The 18641-nt window shown below is 63.1% G+C and carries 20 protein-coding genes; 9 read left to right on the top strand and 11 right to left on the bottom strand.

Going from position 1 to position 18641, the window contains the following annotated elements:
- On the bottom strand, nucleotides 1–1272 hold the full coding sequence (locus HAH_RS06400) for an amidohydrolase (RefSeq protein WP_014040183.1): 1272 nt from the start codon (nucleotides 1270–1272) through the stop codon (nucleotides 1–3).
- A 64-nt stretch (nucleotides 1273–1336) separates the two neighbouring features.
- On the bottom strand, nucleotides 1337–1669 hold the full coding sequence (locus tag HAH_RS06405; RefSeq protein ID WP_044951800.1) for an uS10/mL48 family ribosomal protein: 333 nt from the start codon (nucleotides 1667–1669) through the stop codon (nucleotides 1337–1339).
- 95 nt (nucleotides 1670–1764) lie between these two features.
- Between HAH_RS06405 and HAH_RS06410 the strand changes: the two genes are divergently transcribed.
- The 3 genes from HAH_RS06410 to HAH_RS06420 all read left to right on the top strand — a co-directional run bounded on the left by HAH_RS06410 (nucleotide 1765) and on the right by HAH_RS06420 (nucleotide 4316).
- Nucleotides 1765–2196, top strand: coding sequence for a bis(5'-nucleosyl)-tetraphosphatase (locus tag HAH_RS06410; RefSeq protein WP_008309479.1), 432 nt, complete (start codon nucleotides 1765–1767; stop codon nucleotides 2194–2196).
- Between the two features lie 367 nt (nucleotides 2197–2563).
- A complete protein-coding gene (locus tag HAH_RS06415) occupies nucleotides 2564–3229 on the top strand; it encodes a DUF4013 domain-containing protein (protein ID WP_225306753.1) in 666 nt (221 codons plus the stop codon).
- Between the two features lie 40 nt (nucleotides 3230–3269).
- Nucleotides 3270–4316, top strand: a complete 1047-nt coding sequence (locus HAH_RS06420) for a DUF5787 family protein (protein WP_014040186.1) — start codon at nucleotides 3270–3272, stop codon at nucleotides 4314–4316.
- A 56-nt stretch (nucleotides 4317–4372) separates the two neighbouring features.
- On the opposite strand, the gene HAH_RS06425 is transcribed toward HAH_RS06420, so the two are convergent.
- The 3 genes from HAH_RS06425 to HAH_RS06435 are packed head-to-tail and all read right to left on the bottom strand — an operon-like array spanning nucleotide 4373 to nucleotide 6841.
- Nucleotides 4373–4852 (bottom strand): DUF5797 family protein, encoded by a 480-nt coding sequence (locus HAH_RS06425; RefSeq protein WP_004516865.1) that lies wholly within the window; start codon nucleotides 4850–4852, stop codon nucleotides 4373–4375.
- Nucleotides 4853–4898: 46 nt separating this feature from the next.
- Nucleotides 4899–6134, bottom strand: a complete 1236-nt coding sequence (locus tag HAH_RS06430; protein ID WP_014040187.1) for an ABC transporter permease — start codon at nucleotides 6132–6134, stop codon at nucleotides 4899–4901.
- Entirely contained in the window at nucleotides 6134–6841 is a 708-nt protein-coding gene (locus HAH_RS06435; protein ID WP_014040188.1) for an ABC transporter ATP-binding protein, read from the bottom strand. The genes HAH_RS06430 and HAH_RS06435 overlap by 1 nt, the downstream gene beginning before the upstream one ends.
- Nucleotides 6842–6957: 116 nt before the next feature.
- On the opposite strand from HAH_RS06435, the gene HAH_RS06440 reads away from it, so the two are divergent.
- Nucleotides 6958–7977, top strand: a complete 1020-nt coding sequence (locus HAH_RS06440; RefSeq protein WP_014040189.1) for a LolA family protein — start codon at nucleotides 6958–6960, stop codon at nucleotides 7975–7977.
- Between the two features lie 24 nt (nucleotides 7978–8001).
- On the opposite strand, the gene HAH_RS06445 is transcribed toward HAH_RS06440, so the two are convergent.
- Genes HAH_RS06445 through HAH_RS06455 form a run of 3 tightly spaced genes read right to left on the bottom strand, consistent with a single transcriptional unit; the run spans nucleotide 8002 to nucleotide 10649 of the window.
- Nucleotides 8002–8466: a Mut7-C RNAse domain-containing protein gene (locus tag HAH_RS06445; RefSeq protein WP_023843238.1), complete on the bottom strand. Its 465-nt coding sequence runs from the start codon at nucleotides 8464–8466 to the stop codon at nucleotides 8002–8004.
- Complete coding sequence (polX, locus tag HAH_RS06450) at nucleotides 8459–10195, bottom strand: DNA polymerase/3'-5' exonuclease PolX (RefSeq protein ID WP_014040191.1); 1737 nt, start codon at nucleotides 10193–10195, stop codon at nucleotides 8459–8461. Before polX ends, HAH_RS06445 begins: the two co-directional genes overlap by 8 nt.
- Before the next feature lies 1 nt (nucleotide 10196).
- Entirely contained in the window at nucleotides 10197–10649 is a 453-nt protein-coding gene (locus HAH_RS06455; RefSeq protein WP_014040192.1) for a DUF5788 family protein, read from the bottom strand.
- 225 nt (nucleotides 10650–10874) lie between these two features.
- On the opposite strand from HAH_RS06455, the gene HAH_RS06460 reads away from it, so the two are divergent.
- Nucleotides 10875–12959, top strand: a complete 2085-nt coding sequence (locus HAH_RS06460) for a caspase family protein (RefSeq protein WP_014040193.1) — start codon at nucleotides 10875–10877, stop codon at nucleotides 12957–12959.
- Nucleotides 12960–13024: 65 nt separating this feature from the next.
- Here the strand turns inward: HAH_RS06460 and HAH_RS20550 are convergent, their stop codons facing one another.
- Nucleotides 13025–13159 (bottom strand): DUF7503 family protein, encoded by a 135-nt coding sequence (locus HAH_RS20550; protein ID WP_023843239.1) that lies wholly within the window; start codon nucleotides 13157–13159, stop codon nucleotides 13025–13027.
- A gap of 412 nt (nucleotides 13160–13571) precedes the next feature.
- Between HAH_RS20550 and HAH_RS06465 the strand changes: the two genes are divergently transcribed.
- The 4 genes from HAH_RS06465 (at nucleotide 13572) to HAH_RS06480 (ending at nucleotide 17232) form a co-directional block, all read left to right on the top strand.
- Complete coding sequence (locus tag HAH_RS06465; RefSeq protein WP_014040195.1) at nucleotides 13572–14516, top strand: response regulator; 945 nt, start codon at nucleotides 13572–13574, stop codon at nucleotides 14514–14516.
- Between the two features lie 86 nt (nucleotides 14517–14602).
- Nucleotides 14603–15541 (top strand): rhomboid family intramembrane serine protease, encoded by a 939-nt coding sequence (locus HAH_RS06470; RefSeq protein ID WP_014040196.1) that lies wholly within the window; start codon nucleotides 14603–14605, stop codon nucleotides 15539–15541.
- Between the two features lie 2 nt (nucleotides 15542–15543).
- The gene (locus tag HAH_RS06475; protein ID WP_174878658.1) at nucleotides 15544–16365 is read left to right on the top strand and encodes an endonuclease V; all 822 of its coding nucleotides are present in this window, start codon (nucleotides 15544–15546) and stop codon (nucleotides 16363–16365) included.
- A gap of 42 nt (nucleotides 16366–16407) precedes the next feature.
- A complete protein-coding gene (locus HAH_RS06480; protein ID WP_014040198.1) occupies nucleotides 16408–17232 on the top strand; it encodes an SDR family oxidoreductase in 825 nt (274 codons plus the stop codon).
- Nucleotides 17233–17264: 32 nt separating this feature from the next.
- Here HAH_RS06480 and HAH_RS06485 read toward each other — a convergent pair whose 3' ends face one another.
- Nucleotides 17265–18353, bottom strand: coding sequence for an ArsA family ATPase (locus tag HAH_RS06485; protein ID WP_014040199.1), 1089 nt, complete (start codon nucleotides 18351–18353; stop codon nucleotides 17265–17267).
- Between the two features lie 51 nt (nucleotides 18354–18404).
- The gene (locus HAH_RS19905; protein WP_004516852.1) at nucleotides 18405–18566 is read right to left on the bottom strand and encodes a DUF7563 family protein; all 162 of its coding nucleotides are present in this window, start codon (nucleotides 18564–18566) and stop codon (nucleotides 18405–18407) included.
- Nucleotides 18567–18641: the final 75 nt, after the last annotated feature.

Raw genomic sequence — 18641 nt, forward strand, 5'->3', positions numbered from 1 at the left:
TCACTCACTCAGTTGGCTAATCGCTTTACTGACGACATCGATACCGATTGCCAGTGAATTCTCGTCGACGTCGAACGTGGGCGTGTGGTGGCCGCCGGGGTGGTCGGTCCCGATACCGACGAACGTCGCCGTCCCGCTGCGGCCCTGGACGCGGTCCATCAGATAGGTCGCGTCCTCGCTCCCACCGAGGTCGTCGGTCCGAAGGCGGCTTGTGACGCCGGGAACTGATTCTGCTGCGTCGTACACTACACCCGCAAGCGCGTCGTCGCTCACCGCACTCGGCGCTTCTGCGGTCGTCTCGACAGCGACTTCGCAGTCGTGCATCTCGGCCGCGGACGACATGACGGTGTCCGCCCGTTCGCTCATGTATTCTTTGAGCGAGGTCATCTCACCCCGGACTTCCCCTTCCAGCGTCGCTTCCTCGGGGACGATGTTCGTGGCTGTGCCACCCTCGACGACCCCGGCGTTGACCCGGGTCGCGCCGTCGCCGTGCCGTCGAATCGCGTGAAGGTTCTGGACGGCAGTCGCCAACGCTTGTACGGCGTCCCGTCCCTGTGCGGGATGCCCTCCAGCGTGCGCCGTCTCGCCGGTGAACGTCGCCTCGAACTGCCGAACCGCGAGGAAGCCGCCGACGCCGGCGACGATCTCACCGGTCGGATGATCGAGACCGATATGTATCGCCAGCAAGTGGTCCACGTCGTCGAGATGACCGCTTTCGGCGACGGCCTTCCCGCCGCCGATAACCTCTTCGGCCGGCTGGAAGACGACTTTGAACGTCCCCTTGAAATCACTCTCTTTCACTGCCTCCAGCACGCCAAGGCCAATCGTCGCGTGGGCGTCGTGCCCGCAGGCGTGCATGTACCCCTCGTTGGCTGAGCGGAACTCCTCCGTCACCGGGGCATGTGCCACGCTGTCTGACTCCGTTATCGGAAGCGCGTCGATGTCGACCCGGAGCGCGACGGTCGGCCCATCGCCCTGTTCGAGCACAGCGAGGGCACCGGTGAATCCCCCAGTGGCGGCCTCCAGCACGTCCTCACGAGCCCCGGCCTCTCGGGCCTTCGCCTGCCAGTCTTCGAGTTCATCAGCGTCCGGGACTGCCATCCGCGCGTCGCCGTCCACGACATCCTGACCGAGATGCAACTGGTCGACGCCGATCCGTTCGAGTTCGTCGACGATGCGACTGGTGGTGTAGAACTCCCGCCACGCGGGTTCGGGATAGCTGTGTAAGTCGCGCCGAACGGACCTGAGCCGTTCCTGTTGAGACTCGTTCATGCCGGCGAAACGGGGCACAGCTACTTATACGAATCCACAGGAGCGGACGACAGTCACTCCGGGGCTACGACCCGCTGCCGACCTGCGTCCGCTGTTCGACGCCGGCCTCAACGTGGATGGCGTTCGGGAAGGTTCGCTGAGTAACGTTCCGAGCGAACTCCTCGTACCCGACGATCTCTATCGTTCGGGTGTAGACGGTGTGAGTCCAGGACTCGAAGCGGCCGCCGCTTGGCCCCAGTGACTTCGACTGAGGAACCCGCAGCTCCTGTGGCTGCTTCGGATGCGGGCCTTTCAGTTCGACCCCCTTCTGTTCGGCGCTCTCTTTGATCTCTGTGACAATGTCCTCGAGGCGGTGTCGGTCCCCACTGCTGAAAGTCAGCGTCGTGACGAAGGGCATCTGTAGACGAACACTCAGCCGCGAGTGACAAAAGGCCATCTGTTTCCGTTGTGTCTCCGATATTCTCTTAAGTAGCGGTGTCATAAAATCCGATAATGATAGAGGCCACGAGCGCGGGAGCCATCCTCTTTCGCGATACGCGTGGCCGGCGGGAGTACCTCCTGCTCAAGAGCCGACCCGGCGATTGGGAGTTCCCCAAGGGCGGCGTCGAGGGCGAGGAAGAGCTCCAGCAGACCGCCATACGCGAAGTGAAAGAGGAGGCCGGCATCGGTGATTTCCGGCTTTTAGACGGGTTCCGCGAAGACTACGACTACGTGTTCGAGGCGAACGGCAACACCATCCACAAGACGGTCCACCTGTTCGTCGCGAAATCGTTCGAAGCGTCAGCCGAACTGTCCACAGAACACCGCGACCTGCAGTGGCGCGACTACGAGCAGGCCATCAACACAGTCACGCAGGACGGCCCCCGCGAGATACTCGAACAGGCAGACGAGTTCCTCGACGAACGAGCGGACGACGAGGAGTAGAGAGAGCGGCGACACTCGGCCGGATTCATCCAGCACCGACGCGGCGCTCTGGATAGCTACCGCTCCGTCGTCGCTTGCTGACCGGCTCAAGTGACCTCACCGGATAACCAGCCCATGAACACAGATCCCCTAAACTAACATATAAATTAAAATACAGAATTACATTCGATAGTAAAATGCACGACTGCCCACCCCATATGTAGCCTAACCTTTATTTCCGCGATATCATCTGCCGTTGAGATAATTACGAATGGGGATTTATTTTATAAACAGTATTTCCCCCAATACTAACAGTATTTTTAAATAGGATAAGATTACAGTTTTCAAAGAGGCGTCTAAAATGTTAGAAGACGGACTATCGTACCCAATGCAAGGCGACAGTTGGATAGCACAGATGTTGATCGGCGGCGTACTGCTGGTGTTCTTTTTCCTCCTGATCCCAGTGTTCGCGTTCAACGGCTACTTGCTTCGTGTGATCGGAACGACCGTCGAGGGCGAATCCGAACCACCTGCCTGGGACGACTGGGGTGAACTCATCATCGACGGAGTCAAGTTCAGTATCGTCGGTCTCGTGTACTCTATCGTTCCCATAGCTGTCATCTTCGGTATCGGGAGCGTCCTCCTCGGATTGGGTGGTGCTGCTGGGAACTCTGGCGGCGGAATCATCGCCGGCTTCGGGCTCATGACACTGCTCCTTCTGATTCCGGTAATGTTTCTCATTTACTATATTGTCCCGGCAGCACTCGCCAATATGGCGGTCGAAGGCAGCCTTGGAGCAGCGTTCGACTTCTCGCTGCTGAAAAATGTCGTCCTTACGAGTGACTACTTCATCGCAGTCCTGATGCCGATTGTCGTTGGCATTATTACGAACCTCATCAGCAATATTCTGGCGTTTACTGTCATCGGACTCGTTCTCGTTCCGTTCGTCACCTACTACGGGCAGGTCGCCGTCTTCCGTATGTTCGGAACGGCATTCGCAAGCCAGACGAACAAGAGCGCACAGCAGGTAACAGGTCCGACCACGTCAGCCTAACCCAGCAGTTCTTACGCGGCCGGCTATTTTTTCGAGATACGTGACATCGAGTGGTGGAGCCGATTCAGACTCCGAGTTCGCCTTCGAACTGGCCGTCTGTCAATGGGCCGAGCGAGCGTGGTCGCCGTCCGACGATGCGGCGGTGCTGATCGCCAGACAGTTCGGGACGAAACACCGACGCTGGGACACGATTGTACTGGAGTGTGACCCCGACGGATTCCGCGAGCGAGCGACGTTCGGCGGAGACGCGTTCGACTCGGACCTCCTGCACGTCCTGCAGAACGCGCCGGCCGACTGGACGTACTACCGCGACGCGCTGCCTGACCCGGGCTATCCGTGGCGGTACGTCCGGGAGTCGATTCACGAGGCGGCCGACCGGGACGCCATCGAGACCCGAAAGCGGGGCAACCGCATCGAAATCCGTCGGGTGCGACCCTATCCCGACTGGCTCCGTCGGGTCGTCGCCATCGAGAACAAGCCCGACCTGACGGCCAGCGCCGCCAGGAATCTCGTCCCACAACTGGAGCGGGACATCGCGCTGTCGCTGGCCGACGAGGTGTGGGTCGCGACGGCGACGACCGACGAGCGCGTGGAACCGGTCCTGCTGGCGGACCTGCCCGCGGCCGCCGGCGTGCTGACTGTCGATCCCGAATCCGGCACAGCCGAGGCGGTCTGGCAACCGCGGTCGCTGTCAGTGACCGACCCCGGAACGCGCATTCTGGACCGACCGGACGACGACACCAGCGCGGCGCGGTTCGAGTACGCGAGTCCTGATTGGAAGCAAGAGCGGCGGCTCGCCATCGCCGAACGGGCATACGATCGCGGCTGGCGCGCGTACGCGGACACGATGCGCCCCGACTGCAGGCACTTCCAACTCAGCGCCGACGAAACTGGCGTCTATCCACACTGCGCCGCGAAAGGGTGTCTCCCGACGGCGGCGGAGTGTCGGGGGCAGTGTCCGTCTTACGAGCCGGAACCGCCGGCGTGGCGGTCGAAGGACTGGCCGCTCGACGGCGGGCCGGGCAAAGCAATAAAACGGGTGTTAGCGCGGCGACGCCGCCGCCAGCGGCCGGGGCTGTCGGAGTAGCGGACCGACACCGCGGCCGGGCTGTCAGAGTAACCGACCGGTACTGCGGGACGCACTCACTCCTCGGATAGCTCGATGTCCAGTTCGTCCCGGGGAACGGCGAGCCTGAACGTCGGCACCGTCTTCTCGACCGTCTCCACGATACCTTTGTCTGCGAGGCTGCGGAGCGCGGAGCGAACATCGTCAGTGTCGCGGTCCTCACCGACCTCACGGAGGGCGTGTAACACGGCGACGACGCTCTGGCTCTCCTCGTCCGGCCCGGCGATCACGTCGACGATAGCCTGCTGGAGCGGGGTGACTGTCACCGTCTGTATCCGTTCGGAGTCCTCCCCGTCGATGAGCGTCGTCGCCTCCGGCGTCGCACAGATGAGGCTGTTGTCGTTGCGGTAGTAGTACTCCTTGAGTTCGGATTCGAGGTACTGGTGTACCTCGCTCCCGCTGTCCATGTCCCAGCGCTCCTGTAGCTCGCCGTTTTTCGTCGGCTGGAGTTCGACGATGTCGGCGAGTCGCTCGCGGGCCTCCTCCGAGAGGGTCATGGCCCGTCGGTACGACGACCACGTATTTCGGTGTTCTGAATCCCGATCACTCGTGCCTGAGTGCGTCGATGGGGTCGACCCGCGCCGCTCGCCACGCCGGATAGAGACCGGCCACGACGCCGACAAGGACGCCCACGCCGACCGCGAGCGCCATCCACAGCGGTGCAAGCGAGAACGTGACCTCGGCGTACTGGGTCGCGCCGTAGCCGACGAGCAGTCCGAGCGGGACGCCGAGCAGCGAGCCGATAGTTCCGAGCAGTGCGGCCTCGACGAGGAACACCTGCATCACGTCGCGGTTGCGCGCGCCGACGGCTTTCATGATGCCGATTTCGCGGGTCCGTTCGGTCACGCTGACGAGCATCACGTTGGCGATACCGATAGCGCCGACGACCAGCGCGATGACGGCGATGCCGGTGACGAAGCGCGTGATGCGCTCGATGACGTCACTGATCTCCTCGACGAAGTCGTTGCCCGAGCGAGCGACCAGTTCCGTGTCGTCGGCCGACAGCGACCGCGCGTCAGAATTACCGGAGAGGTACGTCTGAATCGCCGACTGCGTTTCCGGGATCGCCCGAGGATCGACGACGAGGGTCACCTGCGGATACGCACGCTGTCGCACGCCCGCCGAAGGACTCTCGACGACGGAGTCGTAGAACGGGTCGATGGGGACGTACACCCGTGGCTGACGAGCGAACTCGCTGACCGGGACCTCGCCGCGGGTCCCGTTGACGACGCCGACGACGGTGACGTTCCGTTCGCTGCCGTCGGGCATCGTCATCGTGAGCCGCTCGCCGGTCGTGAGGTTCTCGGAGAACGATCCGGCCATGCGCTCGTTGACGACGACGGCTTCCTCGTCGGCCTCGAAGGAACGCCCCTCGACGAGGACGCCGTCGGTGATGCTGGCCGGCCGTGTCGCCGTGACCTGCTGTCTGGCGAGCGTCCGATTCCCGTGCTGTATCGATTGTGTCTGGACGATCCCGCGCGGGAGCACCGCCTGTACGCCCTGGATTCCTTCTAACTGCTGAATGTCGTACTCCGTGAACACCGGCTGGAGCGTCCGGTCGAAGTCGTCGTCGCCCGACGGCGTCCCGAACACGTAGATGTTGCCCGCGTTTGACGTCTCGATGTCACCGACGATCTCGGCCTCGACGCTGGCCCCGAACGTGGCGAACGTGATGACCGACGCGATGCCGATGACGACGCCGACGACCGTCAGCGCCGACCGGAGCTTGTGCGCCCTGATAGATCGGAGCGTGATGCGGACACTCTCGCCGGTGTCCATCAGTGCCGCCCCCCGGAGACGTTCTCGACGGACTGGATGTGACCGTCCTCGACGTGGACGATGCGCTCGGCCCGCTCGGCGACGTGGCGCTCGTGGGTCACCAGCAGGAACGTGTTGCCCGCCGCGTGGAGGTCGTCGAACAGGTCGAGTATCTGCGCGCCGGTGTCCGTGTCGACGTTACCGGTGGGCTCGTCGGCGAGTATCAGCGCCGGGTCGGTCGATAGTGCGCGGGCGATGGCGACCCGCTGGCGCTGGCCGCCGCTGAGTTCCGAGGGGACGTGGTCGGTACGGTCGGCGAGCCCCACCTCCGAGAGGAGCGACACTGCCCGTTCGCGGCGACGGTCGCGGTCCCAGCCGTCGAAGACGAGCGGCAAGGCGACGTTCTCCACCGCGGACAGGCGCGGCATGAGGTTGAACGTCTGGAAGACAAAGCCCACCTCGGTGCCGCGGATGTCAGCCCGTTCGGCCTCGCTAGCCGACGAAACGTCCTGTCCGTTGACCACGACCTGCCCCGACGACGGCGTGTCCAGCCCGCCGATGAGGTTCAGGAGCGTGCTCTTGCCGGAACCGCTTGGACCCATCACCGCCGTGTACGACCCCGCCGACAGGTCCAGGCTCACGTCGTCCAGCGCCGTCACCGTCCCGCCGAGGTCGTACTGCTTGCTGACGCCGTCGACGCGGACAGTCGTGTTCGCTGACTCGCTCACAGCCCGGCGTACGGACTGGACAGCAATGAGGGGTTCGCCGGGTGCAGATTCCGCCGGATACAGTCCGTTTTCTGACAAGAGGAACCCACTTACCACTCCAGTCCTAAGCCCGGACAATGACAGCCGATACCGGACGGAGACTAGCTATCGTCGCGGTGTTCGTCACCATTGGACTACTGGCTGCTGGGGCGGTCGCCGGCGTGTCCGGCCTCAGCGAAATGGGGCAGCCGTCCGGCGACGACGTGCTCGACCGAACCGAGCAGCGCTACGATGCGGCCGAGACAATTACCGGGACCGCGACAGTGACCGTCACGAACGACTCGGAATCGAAGACTGCGACGGTGGAGTACGCTGCCGCTGAGCCGAACAAGACGTGGGCCGCCGTCACGAGTGAGAACCGGTCCTACGAGATGGGGACGAACGGAACCGTCGTCTGGGCGGTCGGCGAGAACCAGTCCTACGGCCGCGAACTGCCCGAGGAAGCCGCGGCGATGAACGACACTACGGACCCGGTTCCCGAGGAGAACGTCACTGCGACGCTCCGCGGGACCGCCGAAGTCGACGGCGAGTCGACGTACGTCCTGGACCTCGAACCGACGAACGAGAGCATCGACGCGCCGAACACGACGCTATGGGTCGATACCGAGGACTACCGGGTCCACAAGCTGACCACCGACGACGGGACGAACCGGACGGAACTCACCGTTGAGGAGACGAACTTCAACGTCAGCATCGACGACAGCCAGTTCGCTCCACCGGCTGACCGGGTCGCCGTCACGACCGTCGAGAGGTACGACTCCTACGACGCGGCCCAGTCCGCGACGGACCTGGACCTGCCGAAGTACGAGAACGGGACGTTCGAAGAGGCACGGTACATCAGCCGGCCCGAGAGTACGGCTGTGGCCCAGCAGTACGACGCTGACGGGGAGAACGTGACAGTTCTGACCGCTACCGGCGCGTCGAGCTATCTTGACGACGTGGAGAACGGGACGGCAGTGCAGGTGAACGGGCAGAACGCGACCGCAATCGAGCGCGACGACAGTGCTGTCGTCTACTGGACCGAGGACGATGTCACGACCGGCGTGGTCGTCGAGGGGACGACCGAGGAGGCCGTCGCCGCGGCTGAAGAACTGTAGCGACGCCCGCTGACTTTCTACGTTCTACAGGCCGTCCAGCGTCGCCTGAACTGACGCCCAGTGGCTCCCTTTCCAGAAGTGCTGTCCACAGTCGGTACAGCGCCAGACCGTCTCGTCGTCCGCGTTCGGTGCGTACTCCGGCGTCGGTGCCACCGGATCGACCTGTTCGACCGGCCCGTTGCAGACGCCACAGTGGGCCGGCTCCGGAGCGAGTGAAAGATGAAAGCCGGCATCGGCGAGTTCCCGCAACTGGTCCTCGACTGCCCGCTCGGTGAGGAGCACGCTCTCGGGTGCGCGGGCGGCGAGGTCGCTGTCCCGAGTAATCACCAGCCGGTCCTCACGTTCCGCTATAGCGAGGAGGTCGTCATCAGCCTCGGCGTCCCGGTCCAGCGCGTACGCCGTGTCGTAGCCACACATCCGCAGATAGGTGGCGAGCTTGCCGAGCATCGCATCGAGCACGAGCCGGTCGCTTGGGGAATTCTCAGGCATCGAGGAACTCGCGGAGGTCCTCGGCGTCGCGGGTGTTCAGCACGTCGTCCGTCTCGACCCAGCCCCGCCGCGCCGTGTGGACGCCGTAGCGCAGGAGTTCGAGATCGCGTGGGCTGTGTGCGTCCGTGTTGATGGCGATTGTCGCCCCGGCTTCGAGGGCCTGCTTGACCGCGCCGCCGCCGAGGTCCAACCGGGCGGGGTTGGCGTTTATCTCCAGCGCTGTGTCGCTGGCAGCGGCGACTTCCGCGAGGCGCTTGATGTCGACGTCCAGCCCCTCACGACGGTTGAGATACCGGCCTGTCGGATGGCCAATGACGTTCACGTCGGGGTGTTCCGCTGCGGCGACGAGGCGGTCCGTGCCGTCCCCGTCCAGCGCGGCGTGTGGCGAGGCGACGACCACGTCCAGGTCCGCCAGCAAGTCGTCGGCGACCGAGACGCTGCCGTCCGCGGCGATGTTGGCCTCGACGCCGGTGAACACGTCGATGTCGGCGTCCGCCGCGACCGACTCGACCTCTACTATCTGCTCGCGGAGTTTCTCGTCCGGGACGCCGACGCCGCCGACCATCCCCGGCCCCGTCGCGTGGTCCGTGACCGCGAGGTAGTCGTGACCGAACGCGGCGGCCCCTTCGACCATCTCCGCAATCGTGTTACGGCCGTCCGACCAGTTCGTGTGGGTGTGGATATCGCCGCGGACCTCGCCCTCGGCGAGGAGGTCCGGGAGCGACCCGTTGGCGGCGGCTTCGACCTCGCCGCGGTTCTCGCGGAGTTCCGGCGGCACCCACTCCATGCCCAGCGCGTCGTACACTGCGTCCTCGGTTTCGCTGGCCACTAGTTCACCGGCCCGCTGGTCGTCATCCTCAACGCCCTCGACATCGAAGACCCCGTACTCGTTGACCTTCAGATCCCGCTCGATAGCGCGGTTGCGGACCGCCACGTTGTGGTCCTTGCTGCCGGTGAAATACTGCAGCGCCGCGCCGAACTCCGATGGGTCGACGATCCGCAGGTCGACCCGAACGTCGTCCGCGTAGGCGCTCGCTTTCGTCTCGCCGGACTCGATGACCCGGTCGAGTCCCTCCCAGTCGGCGAACCGCTCGACGACGGCCTCGGGATCGGTGCTCCCGACGAGCACGTCCACGTCGCCGATGGTCGGTCGCCAGCGACGAATCGATCCACCGAGCGCGCACTCCTCGACGGCGTCGCCGCCGGTCATGTACTCTCGAATCCGGTCGCCGTACGGCCGCGCCTCGCCGAGCAGCGACCGCTCGTGGGCCTCGCGGGCGAAGTCGATGTTGTCGAGGATGTTCTGCTCCGTTTTCGCCCCGAAGCCCGAGACTTCCTGTATCCTGCCGGCTTCGGCAGCCGACTCCAGTTCGTCGAGGGTGGTGATGCCAAGCGCCTCGTACAGCGAGCCGACGGATTTCGGTCCCACGCCCTCGACCGCCGTGAGAGCATCCATCTCGACTGGGAGTTCCTCGCGGAGTTCGGTTAGCTCCTCGATTTCGCCAGTGTTGACGTATTCAACGACCTTCGAGGAGATTGCATCGCCGACGGCGTCGATTTCGCCGACGCTGTCTTCCCCCTCCGCGGCGAGGCCCTCAATAGCCCCGGGGAAGTCCCTGATGTTCTCGGCCGCCCGGCGGTAGGCTCGGGGCTTGTACTCCACCCCTTTCGCGTCCAGCAGGTCGGCAAACTCTTCGAGCAGTGTCGCGATTTCGTCGTTCCGGCTCATGTTAGTAGCTCCGCCCGGCACGACCCGTGCCGGAGTCCGCGTCCTCGTGACCCAGTGCTTTCTGGAGGAACTTCATCCAGCGCTTCCTGTCGGCCGTCTCCTGGGTCTGCGCTTCCTGTTCGATGTTGGCCGCACCGAGCTGTTCGAGCGCGTTGAGCGCCCGGTCGATACCGATGATGGCCGTGGCAAGCTCTTCGCCGCGCTCGTAGCTCACTTCGTTGTCCTCGATCCGCTGCTTGCGCTGGAGGCGCTCGCGCCGCAGGTTCTTTTTCGCCTGCTCGACGCGTTCGCGCTCGCCCCGCGGAATCGTCTCCCGACGCTTGATTTCGAAGACGAACGACTGGAGTTCGATCTCCTCGCCCTGCACGGTGATCTCATCGGGGATATCCGCACCGACGGTCGCGCTGTCGCGTTCGATGCGCTCCAGCAACTGTTTGCGCTCGAACTCTTTCACTACCTGAGTGTTAGACCGGGGTGCCCTTACCCGCTTCGCCCATCGGCTACCAGGGTTTCCACAGCGGTGCCTGCTTCGCACCACCGACTGAGTCCGGTCAGCGCCCTGTTTCAGGCGACTCTCGTGGGCGGCCCCGACCGATAGAAAACGAAGTCGGCGATATCTTTTTCATGGTTTCTGTCGTTCTCATTGTACGAGAGTAATACCGTCCCCCTCGCTTATTACATGACTCTAACGTTCGAACCGCTTGACGACCGCCCTGGACTTGCGGTTATTGATCAGATCGAGCGCCAGCGCTACCGGATACACACGCCGACCCCCGTCGCGCTCCGGGAGGCAGCGACCGACGTGTTTCAGTACCCGGTCGGGGACGCTGTCCGGATCCGAACGCGCGCTATCGAACTGCCGACAGTGGTCATGGTGTACGTCCGTGACGATGCCGGCGCGATAGCCGCTGAGGTTGCCCAGTTCGAGTCTGAGACGCTGCCGGCGGATGACTACGTGCTGGACCCGCTGACCCAGATCAAGACGTATATGCGGGTCGAGGACACCGCGGTAGAGGTCACCGTCGACTCGGACCGGACCCGTATCGAGTTCGACGCTCCGACAGACCTGCTCATCGGCGCTCGCTCCCAGCACGACCGGCCGGCGGCCACGGTCACGACGACCGAGCAACCGACCGACGTGATGGCCGCGGTCGAGACCTTCGGGTCGGCGCTCAAGGCCTACGACCCCGAGCGCTCCTACCCGACGCTTCGCGGCCATCCACCGGCGCTTGAGGTCGGAGACAGTCTGGACATCCCGACGGATATCGACAGGCCGGACACTGGTGTCACGCTCGAACTGCCGCCTGACCTCGCTTCGATCTTCGTCGCCGCACCGCTGTCGTACTACCTCGGGGCTTCGCTCGTTCCCGCGTCCGAGCCGCGGCTCACAACCGACACAGGATTCACGTACTCGCTCGATACCGCACGGGGTTTCGAATCCGAGGTCGGACGCACGCTCAAACGCCTCTTCTTCCTCGATTGTGTCACGCGCACCGAGGGATTCCACCAGATCGACTTACACGAGCGAGCGGCCATCGAACCGTACGTCGACCTCAACTTCCAGTCGCTGTATCAGCAGCCGCTGGCGGAGCAGGTCGCTACCTATCTGCAGGTCCCGTACGACGTCATCGAGGACCACATCCCGAAGTGGCGGTTGACGACGCACATCGACCCGGTGCCGGCGAACGCGGAACAGCTCCCGTACGTCGTCGACGACCTGGCTATCGTCCGAACGCATCAGCAACAGCGGCTGAATCAGGCGAGCGTTCCGGCGGAGGTCGAGGCCGAATTCACCCGGGACGACGTCATCACCCGCGCCGCGAGTTCCGACGCTGCGACCGCTCCATCTGAGGCGGACTACGTCGAACCGCAGGCCGAGGACTCATTGGAACAGGCCTGGATCGGGGACAGTATCCCGATCGGTGCGAGCAAGCTGACCAAAGCGGCGTTCGAACACCGACTCGACCGCGACACGAACGCCGAGGACATCACGATTCGCGTCGTCCAGAACGACGCCCGCATGGACGAGGAACGGCAGGTCGTCGACGACGTGTACGGCACCCGCGACGACTTGCCGTTCGATGTCACAGTCCACGACGACCTGACGACGGCGGAGCTCAGGACCGTTCTCACGACCGACGCGGAGTTCTTCCACTACATCGGCCACACCGAACACGACGGCTTCGTCTGCCGCGATGGCAAGCTCGACGTGACGACAGTCGACTCTGTAGGGGTCGATACGTTCCTGCTGAACGCCTGCAACTCCTACAACCAGGGGTTAGCGCTCGTCGAAAAGGGTGCAATCGCTGGCATCGTCACGCTTAACGAAGTGCTGAACGACGGCGCGGTTCGCATCGGTGAAACGGTCGCTAGGCTGTTGAACTGCGGCTTCCCTCTTCGAGCCGCGCTTACTATCGCACGCGGTGAGAGTATTCTCGGTGGGCAGTATATCGTGGTTGGTGATGGTGGTGTTACTGTCACGCAGTCAGAAGGAGGAACGCCAAATATGCTTGAAATAGCACCTAATGAGACAGGATTCAAATTATTCATGAATATGTATCCGACAGACATCGACGGGTTGGGAAGTATTACTATGCCTTTAGTAGAAGATTATTCATATCACCACCTGTCATCTGGCGAGATTGGTCCACTGTTGCTTGAGAGACCAGAACTGGAAGATTTCCTTCTAGCGCAAGAAGTTCCAGTGCAGTTCGGAGAGGAACTGTATTGGAGTACGTCTCTTGATTTAAGCGAAGCTACCTAAAGAAGTATCACATTCCAGTATTGAATCTGGCGTAATAAGCTGATAAGCGCCTGTAATCTCCGGAATCAGGGACCGATATATGAACTATTGTTTGCAGCTGCTGCAGTCCCTGCCTGTGACAGTAGCATCAGGAGGGTGAACAGTGCGCCGGCCATTTTCGGGTGCTCTGCGAGGTATTCGCGCATGGTAGTATCGGACATGATACGATTTTGATGTAGGTCGGGAAATAATTAAATTTATCTGAAGTGTACCTACATATTATATATTGTATTAAGTATAGAATTAAAAGATAAATCCACAAATCAACACAGACAGCACTTATATCTCCCGTCTAGCGATCAAATAACACGAACGGGTCGAACGTTCTCAAGAAGGCCCACAGCGATACACCCCATCAGTAGCGTTTAGTAGACTGGTATGTAACTACGGCCAGGATTAGGTATTGATGCCTAGATGGAACTCGCCTGACTATTATTTGAAATATATACGTCCTGCTGGCTCGCTTCGGGGACCAGACGTGGTGGGATCGGGGTCTAGAACAATCACTACCAGCCTGACTGGATGGCTGATTGCGTTCGTCTTCTGTAGTATCGACAGCACCGGGGAAAAAAGATGACCTCTGAGGAGGAGTGGCGGCTCGGAGACAAGATAGTGGAACTCTCCAGCGAGGCCATCAGCGGAAGTCGCCGCGCGACGACGCGTCACACACCGCTTCTCCGGACCGAATCAGCGGATCAACACGACGAAATGCAGACAGAGGTACCGATTCCGCTGGCGAAAGTCGAGCAGTCCCAGCAGTGTACCGTGTTGCACGTCGACGACGATCCACAGGTGGGTGAACTGGTCGAGATGTATCTCGAACGCATCAACGACGACTTCGACGTCGTGACGAAGACGAGCGCCGTCGCCGCGCTCGATTTCCTCCGGACCAAGCAGGTCGACTGTATCGTCAGCGACTACGACATGCCAAACACCGACGGGCTGGAGTTTCTGGAACTCATCCGCGAGCAGTACCCGGACATCCCGTTCATTCTGTTCACCGGCAAAGGGAGCGAGGAGATCGCGAGCGAGGCCATCGCGTCGGGCGTGACGGACTACATGCAGAAGGGAGGCCGGTCAGATACGTACGACGTCCTCGCCAACCGAATCGAAAATGCTGTCGAGCAACACCGCACCGAACAGCGGTTCTGGAACGCCCTCTCGTGGTATCAACGGCTCGTCGAACAGGAGCTCGCGGGCGTCTGTATCATTCAGGACGGGACGTTCGTCTACGTGAACCAGAAGCTGGCCGACATTTTCGGCTACGACCAGAGTGAACTCATCGACGAATCACCGACTATACTCACTCCAGAGGGCGACGAAAGCCGATTCCCCGGCGCACTCCGAACGGCAGAGTCAGACGAGCGTGACACGTTCCATTCGGAATTTGCGGGGCAACAGGCCGACGGCGAAACGCGCACCATTGAGGTGTCCGGCGGGTCAATCGAGTACGACGGCGAACCGGCGTGGATCGGCGTGCTCCGGGACGCTGAAAGCAACCCTGACATCGGCGAATAAGCCGCTGCGTCGCGAAACCCGTCACAGACTGACAGCCGACAGTATAAGCACAATCCCTTTCCACCGCCCACTCCTACCGTAGGACAATGTCGGAGTGCGATGCCTGTGGAAAGCAGGAGAACATGCCGTACCAGTGTGGGCACTGTGGCGGGACCTACTGTGCGGAACACAGACTGCCCGAGGCCCACGATTGCCCCGGACTGGATAACTGGAGCGATCCGGGCGGCGTGTTCGACAGCGGGTTCGACGAGAGTGTAAACACTGGCCAGACCTCCGGGGGCGGCGGCGTCGCCGACCGGCTCGGTATCGACACCGGACCCGGCGGGCCGCTGGCGTACTTCCGGGGGAACGTCACGTACCTGTTCCTGGCGATCATGGGGATCGTCTTTGTTTTACAACACGTCGTAACGCTCGCGCTTGGCGAGCAGGTCCACCAGGCGTTGTTCGTCCTCCACCCGAACAACCCTGAGTACGTCTGGACCTGGTTTACATCAATATTCTCTCATGCACGATGGGGCCTGTTCCATATCTTCGGAAACGGGATTATCATCTACTTCTTCGGCCGACTCGTCGAACAGCAGATCGGATCGAAGAAGTTTGCGATCTTCTTCCTCGTATCCGGCGCGCTGGCGGGCCTCGGTCAGGTCGGCCTCCAGATGTTCCTGAGCGGCCCCGCTTACGGCGTCCTCGGGGCCAGCGGCGCTGCACTGGCTATCATGGCATTCCTGACTGTCTTGAAACCGGACCTACGCGTCTACCTGTACTTCCTGATCCCGGTTCCAATCTGGGCCATCACCGCCTTCTACTTCCTGTTGAGCATCGCCGGGACGTTCAGCATGCAGGGGGCCGGGCTGCTCGGCGGCAACATCGCCCACCTCGCCCACCTCATCGGCCTCGTCATCGGCCTCTGGTACGGCCAGAAAATCAAGGGGCAGACCCGGATGCCCGGCCAGATACAGTTCGGCGGTGGCGGCGGCCCCGGTGGACCGGGCGGTCCCGGTGGTCCGGGCCGGCGTCGTCCGTGACGATGGACCCAGTTCGCCCCGATTTCATCCCCGACCCGTCGCTATCTCAGGCGGAGATGGAGGCGCTGCAACGCGACATTGCCGAGGTCGCGCGGTTCGAGGACGACCTGGATGTCTCGCCAGCGGCCATCGCGTCCGCTGGGGATGCACCGGACGACGACCAGACGACGCTGAGCGCCAGCACCGACGACACAACGAACCCGCCGCTCGTCGCCGGCGTCGACCAGGCGTTCGTCGACGACAGAGCCGTCTCGGCTATCGTCGTACTACGGAACGGCGAGGTCATCGAGCGGGTCAGCGCCGTCGAGCGAACCGAGATTCCATACATTCCCGGCCTGCTGTCGTTCCGCGAAGGCGGCGCAATCCTGGCCGCGTTCGCGGAGTTGGAGGCCGACCCGGACGTGGTACTCGTCGACGGCAGCGGTCGAATCCACTTTCGGGAGGCCGGCCTGGCGACACACATCGGCATCACACTGGACGTACCGACCGTCGGTGTCGCCAAGAGCCTCCTCTGTGGCGCGCCGGAGCAGTCCCTCGACGAGACGTACCCGGAAGGGACGCGGATTCCGATTGCAGCCGACGACAGCGTCGAGACCTGTCCCGACGGGACGGTCATCGGCCACGCACTCCAGACGCGGCAGTACGACTCGCCGAACCGGTATATCAATCCACTTATCGTCAGCCCCGGCCATCGCGTCAGCGCAAGTACGGCGGCGGACATCGTCGAAGCCACCGCCGACGGCTACAAGCTCCCCGAGCCGACCCGGGTGGCCGACAGCTACGCCGACGAGGCAAAGGCAGCCGTGAATAATCCGTCCGAATAACCGACAGTATAACTTCCCGGGGTGTGTTCTCCCGGCCAACACATGGCGAAGACGGTGCTGATTACGGGGGCGTCCTCGGGTATCGGGCGGGCGAGTGCCGAGGCGTTCCTGGCCGACGACTGGACAGTCTGGGCGACCGCCCGCGAGGAATCGGACATCGAAGACCTCGGCGAAGACGGCTGTGAGACTGCCGAACTCGACGTGACGAACCCGCGCGAATGCGAGCGGGTCGTTGAGTCGCTCATCGAGGCCGAGGGACGGCTCGACTGCCTGGTGAACAACGCCGGCTACCCGCAGTTCGGCGCGGTCGAGGACGTGTCGACGGCGGCGCTCCACGAACAGTTCGACGTGAACCTCTACGGCCCGCACCGACTCATCCGCGAAGCGCTCCCACACATGCGTGCCCGGGAGAACGGGACCATCGTCAACGTCTCCAGCGTCGCAGGCCGTATCGCGTTCCCGAATCAGGGTGGCTACGCCGCTTCGAAGTTCGCCCTGGAGGGGCTCAGCGACGCGCTCCGGATGGAGGTCGAGGAGTTCGGCATCGACGTGGTGCTCGTCGAACCCGGACCGGTGGAGACCAACTTCGACGACCGCGCCGAGGAAGAACTCGACGAGCTCGACAAGTCCGGCGCGTACGACTGGCTGTACCAGGCCCACGAGGATTCGAACCTCGTCGGCATCCAGGACGCGCTGTCGGTCACGCCCGGCACGGTCGCGCTGACTATCCGTGACGCCGCCAGCGCCAGCGACCCCGAGCCGCGGTATCCCGTCGGTCAGGGCGCACAACTGCTTCTCATGCTCGATTACCTGCCGGCGCGGTGGCGCGACGCGGCCTTTGGCGTCATCCGGAAACTGACGAGTTAAGCAACGACTGCCGCCCGCTACACCGATCCGTCTCAGTCCAGACAGGCCGCAACGACCGACAGCAACCGCTCGCCGCGCACTTCCTCGGCGAACAGCGGGACGCGGCGCACATCGTGGCCGCGGAACATGTCCTGTGACCGGGCCAGCGCGTCCTGCTGGACCTGCCAGCGCCGGGCACAGAACTCGCAGTCGGCGTGGTTCGGGCCGGCGATGTCTACGTCCTCGCCGAGCACTTCGCTCGGGTCCTGCATCACCCGGTTGACGACGACGGTGCTGACGGGAATGTTGAACTCGCCGAGCTGGGCGAGCAGTCGCTCGGACTCGACGACTGAGAGTTCTTCGGGCACCATCACGATGCGGAAATCCGTCTTTTGCGGGTCCTGTAGAATCCCCCGGAGGTGCTCTATTCGGTCCGAAAGCTCCTGCAGGTCCTCGATGCCGGCCTCGGCGTCGACGTCCTGATCGTCGCCGAACATGCCGGTGAGGTTGTCCATCATCCCCGAAAATCGCTCGCGGAGCTGGAGGATCTTCCCAACCATCGAATCCATCGTCTCGGGGAGTTCCAGCAGTCGGAGCGTGTGACCGGTCGGGGCGGTGTCGATGACGACGCGGTCGAAGCGGTCGTCGTCGACGTAATCCAGCAGGAGGCGAAGGGCCGCGGCTTCGTCGGCCCCGGGCATCGACCCGCCGAGGAGTCCCTCCTCGCCGCCGAGGGGGTCCTCGCCCTGGCCTGCGCCTGCTGCGCCGCCTGCGCCACCGCCGAACATGCCGTCGCCGCCGAGCAGTTCGCCCACGCCGCCGAGTGCGTCCTCTTCGACGCCGAGCGGCCCTTCACCGACGGCGGCCTCCGGATCGATTTCTGCGGCGTACAGCGGGATGTCCTCGCGGATGCGCGTCGGTGTTGCCGGGATATCTGCCTCCAGCGTGTCCGACAAGGAGTGGGCGGGGTCCGTAGAGACGACGAGCGTCGCCGTGTCGTCGCGCGCGGAGGCCAGCGCGGTGGCCGCGGCACACGTCGTCTTGCCGACCCCGCCTTTCCCGCCGTAGAGGACGTACTCCGCCGCGTCGATTCCCGCGGGTGCGTCGATGTCGTCGACCGCCTCGACGTCGAGTTCGCTCATGCCAGAAGCTACGCTCGTCCGGCCTTGAGTACTTCCCGAAAAGGAGTTGTCCTACTGCCTCGAGGAACGCGCTTCACGGACGTCCGCGCCGTCCCGGAGTTTGTCCTCGCAGTTCGGACAGACCCGGGGGCCATGGCCTTCGACGGCTTCTGGTGTAAAAACCCGTACGTACTGCTCGGTTACGAACTCGCCGCAGTTCTGACACTCGGGCATCTATAGGTACACTCGTTCCACGATGTAAATGCTTTCCGCTGACAACGAAATCTTCCGGTTAATCAACAGGCGGCA

Source organism: Haloarcula hispanica ATCC 33960 (genome assembly GCF_000223905.1).
Lineage (GTDB): Archaea > Halobacteriota > Halobacteria > Halobacteriales > Haloarculaceae > Haloarcula > Haloarcula hispanica.

What these genes read in the sequence shown, in the direction of transcription:
- HAH_RS06400 (WP_014040183.1), bottom strand. Translation starts at nt 1,272, where the DNA reads ATGAACGAGTCTCAACAGGAACGGCTCAGGTCCGTTCGGCGCGACTTA.
- HAH_RS06405 (WP_044951800.1), bottom strand. Translation starts at nt 1,669, where the DNA reads ATGCCCTTCGTCACGACGCTGACTTTCAGCAGTGGGGACCGACACCGC.
- HAH_RS06410 (WP_008309479.1), top strand. Translation starts at nt 1,765, where the DNA reads ATGATAGAGGCCACGAGCGCGGGAGCCATCCTCTTTCGCGATACGCGT.
- HAH_RS06415 (WP_225306753.1), top strand. Translation starts at nt 2,564, where the DNA reads ATGCAAGGCGACAGTTGGATAGCACAGATGTTGATCGGCGGCGTACTG.
- HAH_RS06425 (WP_004516865.1), bottom strand. Translation starts at nt 4,852, where the DNA reads ATGACCCTCTCGGAGGAGGCCCGCGAGCGACTCGCCGACATCGTCGAA.
- HAH_RS06430 (WP_014040187.1), bottom strand. Translation starts at nt 6,134, where the DNA reads ATGGACACCGGCGAGAGTGTCCGCATCACGCTCCGATCTATCAGGGCG.
- HAH_RS06440 (WP_014040189.1), top strand. Translation starts at nt 6,958, where the DNA reads ATGACAGCCGATACCGGACGGAGACTAGCTATCGTCGCGGTGTTCGTC.
- HAH_RS06445 (WP_023843238.1), bottom strand. Translation starts at nt 8,466, where the DNA reads ATGCCTGAGAATTCCCCAAGCGACCGGCTCGTGCTCGATGCGATGCTC.
- polX (WP_014040191.1), bottom strand. Translation starts at nt 10,195, where the DNA reads ATGAGCCGGAACGACGAAATCGCGACACTGCTCGAAGAGTTTGCCGAC.
- HAH_RS06460 (WP_014040193.1), top strand. Translation starts at nt 10,875, where the DNA reads ATGACTCTAACGTTCGAACCGCTTGACGACCGCCCTGGACTTGCGGTT.
- HAH_RS20550 (WP_023843239.1), bottom strand. Translation starts at nt 13,159, where the DNA reads ATGTCCGATACTACCATGCGCGAATACCTCGCAGAGCACCCGAAAATG.
- HAH_RS06465 (WP_014040195.1), top strand. Translation starts at nt 13,572, where the DNA reads ATGACCTCTGAGGAGGAGTGGCGGCTCGGAGACAAGATAGTGGAACTC.
- HAH_RS06470 (WP_014040196.1), top strand. Translation starts at nt 14,603, where the DNA reads ATGTCGGAGTGCGATGCCTGTGGAAAGCAGGAGAACATGCCGTACCAG.
- HAH_RS06475 (WP_174878658.1), top strand. Translation starts at nt 15,544, where the DNA reads ATGGACCCAGTTCGCCCCGATTTCATCCCCGACCCGTCGCTATCTCAG.
- HAH_RS06480 (WP_014040198.1), top strand. Translation starts at nt 16,408, where the DNA reads ATGGCGAAGACGGTGCTGATTACGGGGGCGTCCTCGGGTATCGGGCGG.
- HAH_RS06485 (WP_014040199.1), bottom strand. Translation starts at nt 18,353, where the DNA reads ATGAGCGAACTCGACGTCGAGGCGGTCGACGACATCGACGCACCCGCG.
- HAH_RS19905 (WP_004516852.1), bottom strand. Translation starts at nt 18,566, where the DNA reads ATGCCCGAGTGTCAGAACTGCGGCGAGTTCGTAACCGAGCAGTACGTA.